Consider the following 12,546-nt stretch of genomic DNA (forward strand, 5'->3'; position numbering starts at 1 on the left):
CGGTCAACCCCGCGGGAGACAGCCCGGCGGCATCCGGCGGCCACGACCGTGTCCGCGTTCCTGCCAGGTGACCTGCGGAGAGGCGCCGCCCCGGCCGCATCAGCGCCGGGCACACACCGCACCCATAATCTCGGATATTTACTGATAGAGAGGGGAGGTCGCCTTTCCTGGTTGTCACGGAAATCCCGCCCCCACCGGCATCCCGGAAAATCCGCGCACCGTCCGGTCCGGTACGCCACGGCCCATAGGCTGGAGCGTGTGAGCACTCTTGTCCTGGACGGCGGTCTGGCCACCCACCTCGAAACGCTCGGCGCGGACCTGAGCGACGAGCTGTGGTCGGCCCGGCTGCTGATGGAAGACCCGGACCTGATCCGGCGCGTCCACGCCGACTACTTCGCGGCGGGCGCGAACGTGGCGACCACCGCCAGCTACCAGGCGTCGATCCCGGGGTTCCTCCGCCGGGGCGCGAGCGTGGCGCAGGCCGAGCGCCTCATCAGGCTCTCGGTCGAGCTGGCCGCGCAGGCCCGCGACGAGGCGGGCGGCGGGCTGGTCGCCGCCAGCGTCGGCCCGTACGGGGCCTGCCTCGCCAACGGCGCCGAGTACACCGGCGACTACGACCTCGGCGAGGAGGGTCTGCTCGCCTGGCACCGGCCCCGCTGGGAGATCCTCGCCTCGGCCGGCGCCGACCTGCTCGCCTGCGAGACCATCCCGTCGTACGCGGAGGCGCGGGCGCTGGCCCGGCTGCTGAAGGAGACGCCGGGGCTCAAGGCGTGGGTGAGCTTCTCGTGCCGCGACGGCGAGCACATCAGCGACGGCACGCCCATCCGCGAGGCGGCCGCCCTGTTCACGGGCGACCCGCAGGTCGTGGCCGTGGGCGCGAACTGCACGGCGCCGCGCCACGTGCCCGGCGTGATCGCCTCCCTGTCGGGCGGCCTGCCGGTGGTCGTCTACCCCAACTCCGGCGAGACGTGGGACGCGGCGAACCGCCGCTGGCTCGGGCTCACCGATCCGGTGGAGTACGGCCAGGCGGCCAAGGAGTGGGAGCGCGCGGGCGCGTCCCTGATCGGCGGCTGCTGCCGCACCACCCCCGACCACATCAGGCAGATCCGCACCCACCTGTCCTGACCCCCGGGCCCGCCCTGACTCCTGGGCCGGCGGAGCAACGGGCACGACCACCCCCGAGGTTCGGGCGAGCGGAGTCGCTCCCGTGACGACCCCGGACGCGTCGCTTCCAGAGATGGCCTCGCCGCTCTCACGGCGCCGCCCAGCGCCGCGCGGCCTCACGCGCGCGCTCCACACGTCCGAAGCGAGCCGCACATCCGAAGCGGGCCGCGCCCCCTCCTGGTCGCGGCCCGTTCCGGTGGGACGGCCGCGCGTCAGACGGCCGCGCCGGCCGGGGTGCGGCGGCGCAGCAGCGTGTCGACGGCCAGCGCGCCGCCCCCGGTGAAGCCGACCGCCAGCGCCCCCGCCGCGAGCGACAGCACGAACTCGTAACCGCCCTTGTCCGCGCCGAACCCGTTGGCCCCGTGGACGAACACGATCGCCCCGATCATGTCGAGCGCCAGCAGCGTGCCCGCGATCGGCAGGGCCGCGCCGAGGATCAGCGCCAGGCCGCCCGCCACCTCCAGCACCGCGATGGCCGGAGCCGCCACACCGGCCAGCGGGACGCCGATCGACTCGAAGAACTTCGTGGCCCCCGCGATGCCCATGACGGCGAACTTCTGGTAGCCGTGCACGAGGAAGATGACGCCGAGCGCCACCCGGGCGAGCAGCAGGGCGACGGGGCGCGCCTGGTCGATCATGCGGTCTCCTCCGATGTCGGTTCGTTCAGTTTTGAACGACCCTACCAGGATGGTTCAAATCTGAACAACAAGTACACTTGGGCCGTGACGGACACCCGGTGGCTAGACGACACGGAAATGGCGGCGTGGCGCGCCTTCCTGTCCACCTCTCACCTGTTGGAGAGGCGCATCGAGGAGCAGCTCAAGGCCGCGGCCGGGCTGACGCATCCGCAGTACGAGATCCTGGTCCGGCTGGCGGACGCCCCCGACCGGCAGATGCGCATGACGGAGCTGGCCCGGGGCGTCGTCGTGTCGAAGAGCGCGCTGACGTACCAGATCACCCGCCTGGAGAAGGCGGGGCTGGTGGAGCGCACGACCTGCCCGTCGGACGACCGGGGCGTGCTGGCGGTGCTCACCGAGGCCGGCCTGCGCTGCCTCGAACGCGTGGCGCCGGGCCATCTCGCGGTCGTGCGCGCCTACCTCGTCGACCGGCTCACCCGCGACGAGCTGGAGGTCATGACCACGGCCATGCGCAGGACGGAGCGGGCCCTGCGCGAGTAGCCGGCCCCGGAGAGGAGCCGGCCGTTTCCGGGAAGAGGGTCAGTGCTTGGCGGCGCGGGCCGCGCGCTCCATCTCGACCTTGGCGCTGGCCGCGTACTTGTCGACGTACTCCTGGCCCGACAGCTCCATGAGCGCGTACATGATCTCGTCGGTCACCGCGCGCAGGACCAGCCGGTCGTCCTCCATGCCGTAGTAGCGGGAGAAGTCGAGCGGCTTGCCGAACCGGACACCCGGCCGGATGCCCAGCTTGGGCAGCGGCCGGCCCGGGGGCATCATCTCGAAGGTGTTGACCATGGCCCACGGGATGACCGGGACCCGCGACTCCAGCGCCAGCCGGGCGACGCCGGTCTTGCCCTTGTACAGGCGGCCGTCGGGCGAGCGGGTGCCCTCGGGGTAGATGCCGAGGATGTGGCCCTCGCGCAGCACCCGCAGGCCGGTGCGCAGCGCCGCCTCGCTGGCCTTGCCGCCGGAGCGGTCGATCGGCACGGTGCCGACGCCGCTGAAGAACAGCCGGGTGAAGAAGCCCTTGACGCCCCGGCCGGTGAAGTAGTCCGACTTGCCGAGCGAGATGACCTTACGGCGCAGGTGCAGCGGGCCGAAGAAGTGGTCGGCGAACGACAGGTGGTTGCCGGCGAGGATCACCGGCCCCTGCCGGGGCACGTTGTCCGCACCCTCCGTCCAGGGACGGAAGATGAGATGGAGGAACGGCCCCAAGATGGCCTTGACCACCCAGTAGAACACCCGGCCACCTCTTCCTCTGCGCTTCATGTGTGAGCAACGTCATCTTCGCATCTCAGACTCGATGCTCCTACACCACCTCTCGCACAAAGCCCCGGGATCGTGCGACGATCGGGCAGTTCCGGGATGAAATCCCTTCGAGGAGCTGTTATGCCGCTCATGCCAGGCGCGGAGCCGTACCATCACGAAGCAGGCCAGATCGGTGTGCTGCTCTGCCATGGATTCACCGGCACGCCGCAGTCGCTGCGGCCGTGGGCGGAGTTCCTGGCCGGGCACGGCCTGAGCGTCTCCCTGCCCCGCCAGCCCGGTCACGGCACCACCTGGCAGGAGATGAACCATACTCGCTGGGAGGACTGGTACGCCGAGGTCGAGAAGGCGTTCGAGGACCTCCAGGGGCGCTGCGCCGAGGTGTTCGTGGCCGGCCTGTCGCTGGGCGGCTGCCTGGCGCTGCGGCTGGCCGAGGTGCACGGCGAGGCGATCAAGGGAGTGGTGGTGGTCAACCCGTCGATCGCCAACGACGTGCCGCTGCTGAAGCTGGCGCCGCTGCTCAAGTGGTTCCTGCCGTCGGTGCCCGGCGTGGCGAACGACGTGAAGAAGCCGGGCGTGACCGAGCTCGCGTACACGCGCACCCCCGTGAAGGCGGCCGCCTCGCTGCCGGGCCTGTGGTCGCTGGTGCAGGCCGACCTCGCCCGGGTGACGCAGCCGCTGCTGGTGTTCCACAGCATCGACGACCACGTGGTGAAACCCACCAGCGTGGCCGTCATCCGTCAGAAGGTCCCGCAGGCCACGATCGAGGAGCTTACGGATAGCTACCATGTTGCGACGCTCGACAACGATGCCGACAGGATCTTTGCCGGTAGCCTCGGCTTCATCAGGACGCATGCCTCGGTACCCTTGCAGAGGGACTGATCGCGCCCAGGGGGAAGCCGCGATCGCTGCGGAGAGGGCCGGCTAGGTGACGCCCCAGAGTGACGAGGACGAGGTCTGGCGGCAGATCGTCGCGTCCTTCAACGACACCGCCGAGCGCGACTCGGCCGATCAGCCATGGCCGGACAGCGAGAACGTCCCCCTCGAGCAGCCGCGCCGGGTGATCCAGCCCGCCGAGCCCGTCCTGCGCGAGAGCGACGCCGAGCGTCCCGAGCCGCACCACGACGAGCACGACGAGGACGACGAGGGCCACTACGAGCCGCCGCCGCCACCCCCGCTGCCCAAGCTCGACCTGACCACCAAACTGGCCTGGACGGCGCTGTTCGGCGGCCCGGCCTATCTGCTGCTGGCCGCGATGGCCGACTGGCGGATGGAGGGCTGGGCGCTGTTCACGGCGGTCGCGGCGTTCATCGGCGGCTTCGTGGCGCTGGTGGTCCGCATGGGCGACGGCCCGCCCAACGACTCCGGCTGGGACGACGGGGCCGTGCTGTAGACGGCTTCGCTCCCTGAACGGCTCAGGACGGCTCCGAGGAGGAGCCGGCCTGGGTCAGGAGTCCTTCGGCGGCGGGCCGCCCGGACCGAAGGTCTCCACCACGTCGCTGTAGCGGTCGGCCAGGTCGACGGCGTGGCCCACGGCCCACACCGCCCCCTTGCCCGGCAGGTAGGTGACGGCCTGCAGCCGCACGCTGCTGCGGCCCTGCGCGGCGGCGCCGCGGATGATCTCGCAGTCGCCCTTCTCGCAGCGCAGCATGAACGGCTCGGTCTCGCGGGTGGGGTCGTAGCCGGAGATCCAGTAGCGGCCCTTGCCGTCGCCGGTCACCCCGTACAGGCGGGCGTCGGTGCCGGGCAGCGGCACCCGCCGCCAGTGCTTGCCGTCCCAGGACAGCACGAGCGGCTCGACGTCGCTCGGCCCGTGGTAGACGCCGCCGACGGCCATGGCCCGCTTGCCGCCGTCGACCTGCACGTCGCGCAGGTAACCGCCGGGCACGTCGGGGACCGGCATGGCCTTCCACGTGTCGCCCGACTGGTGCATGACCAGCGGCTGGCTGCCGGTGTCGCCGACCGCGACGCCTCCGGACACCGCGTAGAGGGCGCCCTGGACCTCGGTCTCCTGGACGGTCCACCTGCTGTTCTGCCCGGTGACGATGAGCCCGACCGTCCAGTTGCGCTTCTCCGGGTCGGGGTCGCGGGTCTTGCCGCGGCCGACGGCCACCACCCGGCCGGGGCGGGCGTCGACGCCGCCGAGCCAGTCGCCGGTCCACAGGCCCTCGGCGCGGACGCGGTCGAAGCCGTTGACGTCGCCGTGGGCGAGGTAGGGCACGCCGTCGTGGCCGTCGCCCACGGCCCACACGTCGGACGGCGCGGCCGCGGCGACGCCGCGCAGGTTGCCCGCGCCGCTCGCGTCCCGGATCGCGACCTCCGACCACCGGGAGCCGTCCCAGTGGCGGATCGTGCCGCGGCTCTTCCAGACGTCCCAGATCTCCTGCTGCCCCACGGCCCACACGTCGTCGGCGGACAGGGCGGCCACGTCGGACAGGGAACCGTCGGCGACCAGGCGCGCGCTCGACGAGCGCTGCCACGCCTCGACCGAGGCGGGCCGGGGCTCGGCTAGCGCGGCATGCGTGACCTGGGACCAGGCCACGGACGTCGCCATGATCAAGGAGAGCGCACGCCGCCGGAAGCGACGGGTCATGAACAAATGCTAAGGGTTCACGACAGGTCCCCGGAGCCCAGCCCCCGATTCCACCTCCGCGACCACCGGCAGGTGGTCCGAAGCCGCGGCCAGGTCGGCGGGATCGGCCGGCGCCCCGCCGCAGTCGCGAACCCGCAGGCCGGGCCCGGTGAAGATCGCGTCGATGCGCGCCTGGGGCGACCTGGCGGGGAAGGTCAGGCCGTCGCCCCTCGGGGCCGCCGGGTAGCAGTCGGCCAGCCGGGCGGCGACGTAGCGCCAGGCCGGCTGGTGGTCCCGCTCGTTGAAGTCGCCGCACAGGACGGGTTCCGCGCCGAAGCGGGCCGCCGTCGCCTCCAGCAGCGTCATCGCCTCGGTCACGTGGTGCAGCCGGGCCGCGCCGTTCAGGTCCAGGTGGGTGGAGCCGACGGCCAGCCGCGCGCCCTCGACCTCGGCGACGGCGACCGCCAGGCCGCGTACCTCCAGGCCGACGAAGACGCGCAGCACGTGGTTCTCGGCGTGCAGCAGCCGCACCCGGGGGGCGGCGAAGACGGCCACGCCGCCGAGCCGCCGTCCGGCCACGACGCGCAGCCCGCACGAGCCGGCCAGTTCCTCACGCCGTGCCTGCCAGCCGAGCAGCCGGGGCGCCTCCTGGACGCAGAGCAGATCGGCGCGCAGCGCGCCGATCACGCGGGTGAGCGCGGGGACGCTGTCCTTCATCCCCCGCACGTTGTAGGTGGCGAGCCTGACCGTCACGGACGGACTGTAATCCCGTCAGCGATGCCTGGCCAGGTCGGCGGCGCCCACCATCCCGGCGTTGGCGCCCAGCTCGGCCAGCCGGATCTCGGGCAGCGGCCGGTGCCCGCGGCCGGTCAGCCGCTGGGCGAACGCCTCGCGCGCCCGGTCGAGGAACAGGTCGGAGGCGCGGCTCACGCCGCCGCCCACGATGAAGCAGCCGGGGTCGAGGACGGCGGCCAGGTCGGCCATGCCCTGGCCGAGCCAGTCGGCCAGGCTCGCGAACGCCGCGAGCGACGCCTCGTCGCCCTGCCGGGCCGCCTCGGTGACCTCCTCGCCCTCGATCTTGCCGCCGGCCAGGCCGAGCAGGATCCCGGCGCGCTCGGGCTGCTCCTCGGCGATGCGCCTGGCCTCCATGACCAGCGCGTTGCCGCTGGCGTACTGCTCCCAGCAGCCGCGCTGCCCGCAGCCGCACGGCCGCCCGTCGGGGACGACCTGCATGTGGCCGAGCTCGGCCGCCATGCCCCAGTGGCCGCGGAACAGGGCGCCGTCGAACACCAGGCCGCCGCCGATGCCGGTGCCGACCGTGAGGCACACGATGTGGGACTGCCCGCGGCCGGCGCCGAACCGGGTCTCGCCCCAGGCCATGGCGTTGGCGTCGTTCTCGATCACGACGGGCAGGCCGACCATGCCGCTGATCTTCTTCTGCAGCGGCTCCTCGCGCCAGGCGAGGTTGGGCGCGAAGCGGACGACGGACCGCGACTCGTCCACGAACCCGGCGGCGCCGACGCCGACGGCCTCGACGTCGCGGCCCTCGGCCAGCTCGCGGACCACGTCGGCCACGGTCTCGGCGATGAGGTCGGGCCGGTCGGCCGGTGTCTTCCGCAGCGCCTGCTCGACGATCGCGCCGTTCTCGTCGACCACACCCGCGCTGACCTTCGTGCCGCCGATGTCCACGCCGATCGTGAGCATTGCCGTAGCCCCCTTATCCCAGGTCGATGTGCTGCACGGTATCGCGCCCGCGCTCCCGGTCGTCGCGCGGCCCGCGGGGGGCGGCCGGCTTGCTGAGCGCGTCGAGCGTCTGCCGGAACGCGGCGAACAGCTCGCCGCCCGCCGCGACCAGATGCCCGGTCACGTCCTTGCCCGACTCGCGCTGCGCCGCGATCGCCCGGCAGACCGGGCAGGCGCGGCAGATGTACTCCTCGTGGGGCTCGGAGACGGCCTCGCTCCACACGTCCTGCTGCTCCCTGCGTCCGCCGCCGCCGAGGGAACCGGTGAACGAGCTGAGCACCGTGCGGCCGACGTGGCGGGTGGCCTGGCCCTGGATCGCGTCGAACAGCTTGCGCGCCTCGTCGGCCACCGTGCCGATCGGGTCACGGCCGCTCTGACCGCTCTGACCGGTCTGGCCGCTCTGGCCGGTGCGGCTGCTCTGACCGGTCTGACCGCTCTGGCCGCTCTGACCGGTCTGGCCGCTCTGGCCCGGCCGGGTGCTTCGGGTCTCGTCCGCGCGGGGGTCGGCGGCGCGGGCGTCGGTGTCGCGGGGGTTGCTGTCGTTGGTCTCGGTCATCTGGCCCTCCCTGGCTCCGGAGCGCCCGCCGTCTCGCTCACGTGGCGGCCGGCCTGTCGTCGTGGCCGGAGGCTCCGCTCGTCGCGCCGGATCGGGCTCCCGAGCTGAACCGTACCCGCAGGACGCCGTCACGGAGCACCGCGCCGCCGATCTCCCTGCGGGCCAGCGCCACCGGCAGCGCCAGGATCCTCCGGTACGGCCCGGCGGTGACGATCAGCTCCTCGCCCTTGCGGGCCAGATCGACGTCGCCGCGGTCGGCGCCGGGCAGGTCGAGCTCCAGCTCGTCGGCGGACAGCCGCAGCGGCGGCCGCACGCCGGGCGGCCCGAACGGGTCGGCCTCGCCGTACAGCCGCTCGCCGACCGCCGCGAGCGCGTCGGCGCCGACCGGTTCGGCCGGCAGGTACGGCACGACGTGCAGAGGCAGCGGCGCGAACGACTCCTCGGCCTCGGCCAGCAGCCGCGACTGGGCGTTCACCCACTGGGCGCGCCACTCGTCGGCCCCGCCCGCCGGGAAGACCCGGTTGGCGATGACCGCGTCGACGCGGTAGCCGTACAGGTTGAGCGAGGTGAGCGTGCGGCGGGCCTCGGCGAGCACCACGGCCTCCGGCGTGAGCACGAGCCGCACGGACGCGCCGTCACCGGTGAGCAGCTCGCGCACCTCCAGCAGGGCGCGGTGCAGGCGCTCGCCCGCGCCGACGACCTCGTCGCCCGGGGTGCTGACGCGCGCGACGCCGCGCACGAACGGCGCGGCGAGCTTCATGATCCGGCGGCCCACGGGGAGCAGCCTGTTCACGTGCCAGTCGAGCGCCTCGGGCAGCGCGAGCAGCCGCAGCGTCTCGGCGGTGGGCGCGCAGTCGACGACGATGACGTCCCAGGCGCCGGACTGCGCGTGCTCGCGCAGCTCCAGCAGGGCGATGATCTCCTCGGCCCCGGGCAGGACGGTGATCTCCTCGGAGGTGATCTCGTCCAGGCCCAGCTCGGTGAGCAGGCCGCGGGCGTAGTCGCGCAGCTCGCCCCAGTGGCGTTCGAGGGACTTCTGCGTGTCGACCTGGTGCAGGTGCAGGCCGGGGGCGACCTCGCCGGGCTCGACGGCCAGGGCGTCGGCCAGCGAGTGCGCGGTGTCGGTGGAGACGACCAGCGTCTTGAGGCCGCGCCGGGCGGCGAGAGTCGCGGTCGCGGCGGCGGCCGTGGTCTTGCCCACCCCGCCCTTCCCGGTGAACAGCAGGACCCGGGGCCTCACCTCAGCGGCCTTCGACACGCTTCTTCAGGCCCTTGAGGGCGGTGTCCACGATGACCTTCTCGGCCTTGCGCCGCAGCATGCCGATCATCGGCACCTTCAGCTCGACCGCCAGTTCGTACGTCACCTCGGTGCCCGTGCCCACCTCGGACAGGAGGTAACTTCCCGCCAGCTCGGCGACCATCTTGCCGGGCTCGGCGACCTGCCAGGAGACGCTCTCGTCGTCGTGCCAGGTGTAGCCGAGGGTGTAGGTGTCGCTGATCACTCCGGCGTCGAGCACGAACCGCACGGTCTCGGCCCGGCCGTCGGCGCCGGTGGTCAGGACCTCGGCGCTCTTCACCTGGCCCGCCCATGCGGGGTAGGAGGGGAAGTCAGCGATGACGGCCATCACGCCGGGCCGGTCGGCGTCGATGACGATGCTCGAAGTCGTGCGATCAGCCATGCGACCACCGTAGTGCAGAATCCGCTACTTGCGGCGGACCGCTGAACGCGGCCCACCGTAGTGCAGAAACCGCTACTTGCGGCGGACCGCTGAACGCGGCCCACCGTAGTGCAGAAACCGCTACTTGCGGCGGACCCACTGATCAGGTGTGGACGCTTCACCATTCAAGGACGAACGGAACGCCTCGTCCCCGGAAATGCCCCACGTTGACGCACTCGGTGCGGCCGATGCGGACGCGCCGGTGCAGCGGCTGGTGGACGTGGCCGAACAGCGCGTACCGGGGCTGCGTGCGGCGGATCAGCTCCAGCGTGGCCTCGCTGCCCCGCTCGAAGCGCCGGGCCACCACGTCGTAGAGCAGCTCGGGCACCGCGGGCGGGATGTGGCAGCACAGCACGTCGACCTCGCCGACCGCCTCCACCTTCGCCGCGTACTCCTCGTCGCTGATCTCGTACGGCGTGCGGTACGCGGTGCGCAGGCCCCCGCCCACGAACCCGAACCGCAGCCCGCCGATCTCCACGCTCTCGCCGTCGAGCACCCGGTGCCCGTCCCGCGCGTAGTCGGCCCACAGGCCCGGCAGGTCGACGTTGCCGTAGGTGAGGTAGGCGGGCGCCGGCATCGCGGCGAACAGGCGCTCGTACTGGGCGCGCACCTGGCGCTCGATGTGCTCGCGCGGGTCGCCGTCGAGGGTCGCCCACAGGCGGGCGGACATGGCGCGGGCCTCGTCGAAACGCCCCGCCGTGCGCAGCCCGATGAACTCCGCGGCCCGCTCGGCGCCGAACAGGTCGGCGAAGATGCCCTGCCCGTGGTCGGCGTAGTCGATGAACAGGATGAGGTCGCCCAGGCAGACCAGCGCGTCGGCGCCCTCCCCGGCGGCGGCCAGCGCGTCGGCCCTGCCGTGCACATCGCTGATGACATGGACCCGCATGCGGGCAATCCTAGGCATGGCGGGTCGCCGATGCGGCGGGCGTCCCAACTGATCTGTGGCTGCTAGCGTGAGGAATGGGTTCATAACGCCTGGATGACAAAGCTACCGACGCGTAACTTATCGCGGTAACGTCCAGGCAATCCCCGAAGCGTCCGCCTGGAGGAGTTTGTCCGTGCGCGAGTACAGCGTTCCCGTACTGGTGGATGTGCCGCCCACCGCGAGCCTGCCCGACACGGTGTTCGACAGGGCCGAGCGGGAACCCGGCCGGGTCGTCGTGCGGCGCCAGGTGGACGGCGCCTGGGCGGCCGTCACGGCCGCCGAGCTGCGGGACCAGGTCGTCGCGCTGGCCAGGGGACTCATCGCGGCGGGGATCGAGCACGGCGACCGCGTCGCGCTCATGTCGCGCACCCGCTACGAGTGGACGCTGATCGACTACGCCATCTGGTCGGTGGGCGCGGTGACCGTGCCCATCTACGAGACGTCCTCGATCGAGCAGGTCCGGTGGATCCTCACCGACAGCGCGGCGCGCGCGGCATTCGTCGAGCTGGACGGGCACGAGGAGACCGTGCGCGAGGCCGCGCCGGGACTGAAGGACCTGTGGCGGGTCGAGGCCGCGCTCGACGGCCTGCCCGGCGCCTCCGAGATCTCCGAGGCGGACGTGGCCGAGCGCCGCGGCCGGGTCTGCGGCGCCGACCTCGCGACCGTCGTCTACACCTCCGGCACGACCGGCCGCCCCAAGGGCTGCCGGATCACCCACGACAACCTGCTCTTCACCGGCCGCAACGTGGTGCGCGGGCCGCTGGAGCCGCTGTTCACCACCAAGGACCCGGCGGGGCTGCTGTTCCTGCCGCTGGCGCACATCTTCGCGCGCATGATCCAGGTGGCGCTGGTCGAGGCGGGCGCGGTCCTCGCCCACACCCCGAACATGAAGAACGTCGCGCCCGACCTGGTGGAGTTCCGCCCCACGTTCCTGCTGGGCGTGCCGCGGGTCTTCGAGAAGGTCTACAACGGCGCCGAGCAGAAGGCCATCGCGGGCGGCAAGGGCGCGATCTTCGCCCGCGCCGTGGACACGGCCGTGGCCTGGAGCCGCGCCGAGAGCGCGGGCGGCGCCCCCCTCGGGCTGCGCCTGCGGCACGCCCTGTTCGACCGGCTCGTGTACCGCAAGCTGCGCGCGGCCACCGGCGGCCGGCTGTCGGCGGCCGTGAGCGGCGGCGGCGCGCTCGGCGAGCGGCTCGGCCACTTCTTCCGCGGCGCCGGCATCGAGGTCTTCGAGGGGTACGGGCTGACGGAGACCTCCGCGCCGTGCACCGTGAACATGCCGGGAGCCAACAAGATCGGCACCGTCGGCAAGCCGCTGCCCGGGGTCACCCTGCGCATCGGCGAGGACGGCGAGATCCTCGCCCGGGGCCGCAACGTCTTCCGCGGCTACTGGAACAACGAGGACGCCACCGGCGAGGTGGTCGACGGCGACGGCTGGTTCCGCACCGGCGACGTGGGCGAGCTGGACGCCGACGGCTACCTGCGGATCACCGGGCGCAAGAAGGAGATCCTGGTCACCGCGGCCGGCAAGAACGTGGCCCCCGGGCCGCTGGAGGACGCGCTGCGGGCCCATCCGCTGGTCTCCCAGGCCGTGGTGGTCGGCGACGGCCGGGCGTTCGTGGGCGCCCTGATCACGCTCGACCCGGAGGCGCTGGAGCAGTGGCGTTCCACGCGCGGGCGGGCCGGGGGCGCCGCCGATCCGGCCGCCGACCCGGAGATCCGCGCCGAGGTCCAGCAGGCGGTGGACCGGGCCAACGCCACGGTGTCGAAGGCGGAGCAGATCAAGAAGTTCACGATCCTGGACGCGGACATCACCGAGGAGAGCGGCCACCTGACGCCGACCCTTAAGATCAAGCGCAACATCGTCATGCGCGACTTCGCCGCCGACGTGGAGGCCCTGTACACGTCCTGACGCCCTCCCTCAC

General features: G+C 72.7%; 14 protein-coding genes. 5 read left to right on the forward strand and 9 right to left on the reverse strand.

Annotated features, from left to right (window positions below; translation table 11 throughout):
- Positions 1 to 249: 249 nt before the first annotated feature.
- Positions 250 to 1,125: a homocysteine S-methyltransferase gene (gene mmuM, locus HTZ77_RS07985; RefSeq protein ID WP_175589161.1), complete on the forward strand. Its 876-nt coding sequence runs from the start codon at positions 250 to 252 to the stop codon at positions 1,123 to 1,125.
- Between the two features lie 251 nt (positions 1,126 to 1,376).
- Here mmuM and HTZ77_RS07990 read toward each other — a convergent pair whose 3' ends face one another.
- A complete protein-coding gene (locus tag HTZ77_RS07990; protein WP_175588826.1) occupies positions 1,377 to 1,802 on the reverse strand; it encodes a DoxX family protein in 426 nt (141 codons plus the stop codon).
- Positions 1,803 to 1,886: 84 nt separating this feature from the next.
- Between HTZ77_RS07990 and HTZ77_RS07995 the strand changes: the two genes are divergently transcribed.
- Positions 1,887 to 2,342 carry a MarR family winged helix-turn-helix transcriptional regulator gene (locus HTZ77_RS07995; RefSeq protein ID WP_175588827.1) on the forward strand — a complete coding sequence of 152 codons (456 nt, stop codon included), beginning with the start codon at positions 1,887 to 1,889 and terminating at the stop codon, positions 2,340 to 2,342.
- A 39-nt stretch (positions 2,343 to 2,381) separates the two neighbouring features.
- Here HTZ77_RS07995 and HTZ77_RS08000 read toward each other — a convergent pair whose 3' ends face one another.
- Positions 2,382 to 3,083 carry a lysophospholipid acyltransferase family protein gene (locus tag HTZ77_RS08000; RefSeq protein ID WP_175589162.1) on the reverse strand — a complete coding sequence of 234 codons (702 nt, stop codon included), beginning with the start codon at positions 3,081 to 3,083 and terminating at the stop codon, positions 2,382 to 2,384.
- A gap of 147 nt (positions 3,084 to 3,230) precedes the next feature.
- Here HTZ77_RS08000 and HTZ77_RS08005 point away from each other — a divergent pair, with 147 nt between their 5' ends.
- Entirely contained in the window at positions 3,231 to 3,989 is a 759-nt protein-coding gene (locus HTZ77_RS08005) for an alpha/beta hydrolase (RefSeq protein ID WP_175588828.1), read from the forward strand.
- Positions 3,990 to 4,035: 46 nt separating this feature from the next.
- Positions 4,036 to 4,500 (forward strand): hypothetical protein, encoded by a 465-nt coding sequence (locus HTZ77_RS08010; protein ID WP_175588829.1) that lies wholly within the window; start codon positions 4,036 to 4,038, stop codon positions 4,498 to 4,500.
- A gap of 54 nt (positions 4,501 to 4,554) precedes the next feature.
- Here HTZ77_RS08010 and HTZ77_RS08015 read toward each other — a convergent pair whose 3' ends face one another.
- The 7 genes from HTZ77_RS08015 to HTZ77_RS08045 all read right to left on the reverse strand — a co-directional run bounded on the left by HTZ77_RS08015 (position 4,555) and on the right by HTZ77_RS08045 (position 10,582).
- The gene (locus HTZ77_RS08015; RefSeq protein WP_235994447.1) at positions 4,555 to 5,700 is read right to left on the reverse strand and encodes a hypothetical protein; all 1,146 of its coding nucleotides are present in this window, start codon (positions 5,698 to 5,700) and stop codon (positions 4,555 to 4,557) included.
- A 9-nt stretch (positions 5,701 to 5,709) separates the two neighbouring features.
- Complete coding sequence (locus tag HTZ77_RS08020; protein WP_175588830.1) at positions 5,710 to 6,432, reverse strand: endonuclease/exonuclease/phosphatase family protein; 723 nt, start codon at positions 6,430 to 6,432, stop codon at positions 5,710 to 5,712.
- Positions 6,433 to 6,450: 18 nt separating this feature from the next.
- Positions 6,451 to 7,383: an ROK family glucokinase gene (locus tag HTZ77_RS08025; RefSeq protein WP_175588831.1), complete on the reverse strand. Its 933-nt coding sequence runs from the start codon at positions 7,381 to 7,383 to the stop codon at positions 6,451 to 6,453.
- Positions 7,384 to 7,396: 13 nt separating this feature from the next.
- On the reverse strand, positions 7,397 to 7,978 hold the full coding sequence (locus HTZ77_RS08030) for a hypothetical protein (RefSeq protein ID WP_175588832.1): 582 nt from the start codon (positions 7,976 to 7,978) through the stop codon (positions 7,397 to 7,399).
- 37 nt (positions 7,979 to 8,015) lie between these two features.
- Positions 8,016 to 9,218, reverse strand: a complete 1,203-nt coding sequence (locus HTZ77_RS08035; RefSeq protein WP_175588833.1) for an ArsA family ATPase — start codon at positions 9,216 to 9,218, stop codon at positions 8,016 to 8,018.
- A 1-nt stretch (position 9,219) separates the two neighbouring features.
- On the reverse strand, positions 9,220 to 9,657 hold the full coding sequence (locus HTZ77_RS08040) for an SRPBCC family protein (RefSeq protein ID WP_175588834.1): 438 nt from the start codon (positions 9,655 to 9,657) through the stop codon (positions 9,220 to 9,222).
- Positions 9,658 to 9,814: 157 nt separating this feature from the next.
- Positions 9,815 to 10,582, reverse strand: a complete 768-nt coding sequence (locus tag HTZ77_RS08045; protein ID WP_175588835.1) for a metallophosphoesterase family protein — start codon at positions 10,580 to 10,582, stop codon at positions 9,815 to 9,817.
- Positions 10,583 to 10,754: 172 nt separating this feature from the next.
- Between HTZ77_RS08045 and HTZ77_RS08050 the strand changes: the two genes are divergently transcribed.
- Positions 10,755 to 12,533, forward strand: a complete 1,779-nt coding sequence (locus tag HTZ77_RS08050; RefSeq protein ID WP_175588836.1) for an AMP-dependent synthetase/ligase — start codon at positions 10,755 to 10,757, stop codon at positions 12,531 to 12,533.
- Positions 12,534 to 12,546: the final 13 nt, after the last annotated feature.

It is taken from the genome of Nonomuraea montanisoli (genome assembly GCF_013363975.1).
Lineage (GTDB): Bacteria > Actinomycetota > Actinomycetes > Streptosporangiales > Streptosporangiaceae > Nonomuraea > Nonomuraea montanisoli.

Bases quoted from the DNA above. Each gene is read 5' to 3' on its own strand.
- HTZ77_RS07990 (WP_175588826.1), bottom strand. From the start codon at position 1,802: ATGATCGACCAGGCGCGCCCCGTCGCCCTGCTGCTCGCCCGGGTGGCG.
- HTZ77_RS08005 (WP_175588828.1), top strand. From the start codon at position 3,231: ATGCCGCTCATGCCAGGCGCGGAGCCGTACCATCACGAAGCAGGCCAG.
- HTZ77_RS08015 (WP_235994447.1), bottom strand. From the start codon at position 5,700: ATGACCCGTCGCTTCCGGCGGCGTGCGCTCTCCTTGATCATGGCGACG.
- HTZ77_RS08025 (WP_175588831.1), bottom strand. From the start codon at position 7,383: ATGCTCACGATCGGCGTGGACATCGGCGGCACGAAGGTCAGCGCGGGT.
- HTZ77_RS08030 (WP_175588832.1), bottom strand. From the start codon at position 7,978: ATGACCGAGACCAACGACAGCAACCCCCGCGACACCGACGCCCGCGCC.
- HTZ77_RS08040 (WP_175588834.1), bottom strand. From the start codon at position 9,657: ATGGCTGATCGCACGACTTCGAGCATCGTCATCGACGCCGACCGGCCC.
- HTZ77_RS08045 (WP_175588835.1), bottom strand. From the start codon at position 10,582: ATGCGGGTCCATGTCATCAGCGATGTGCACGGCAGGGCCGACGCGCTG.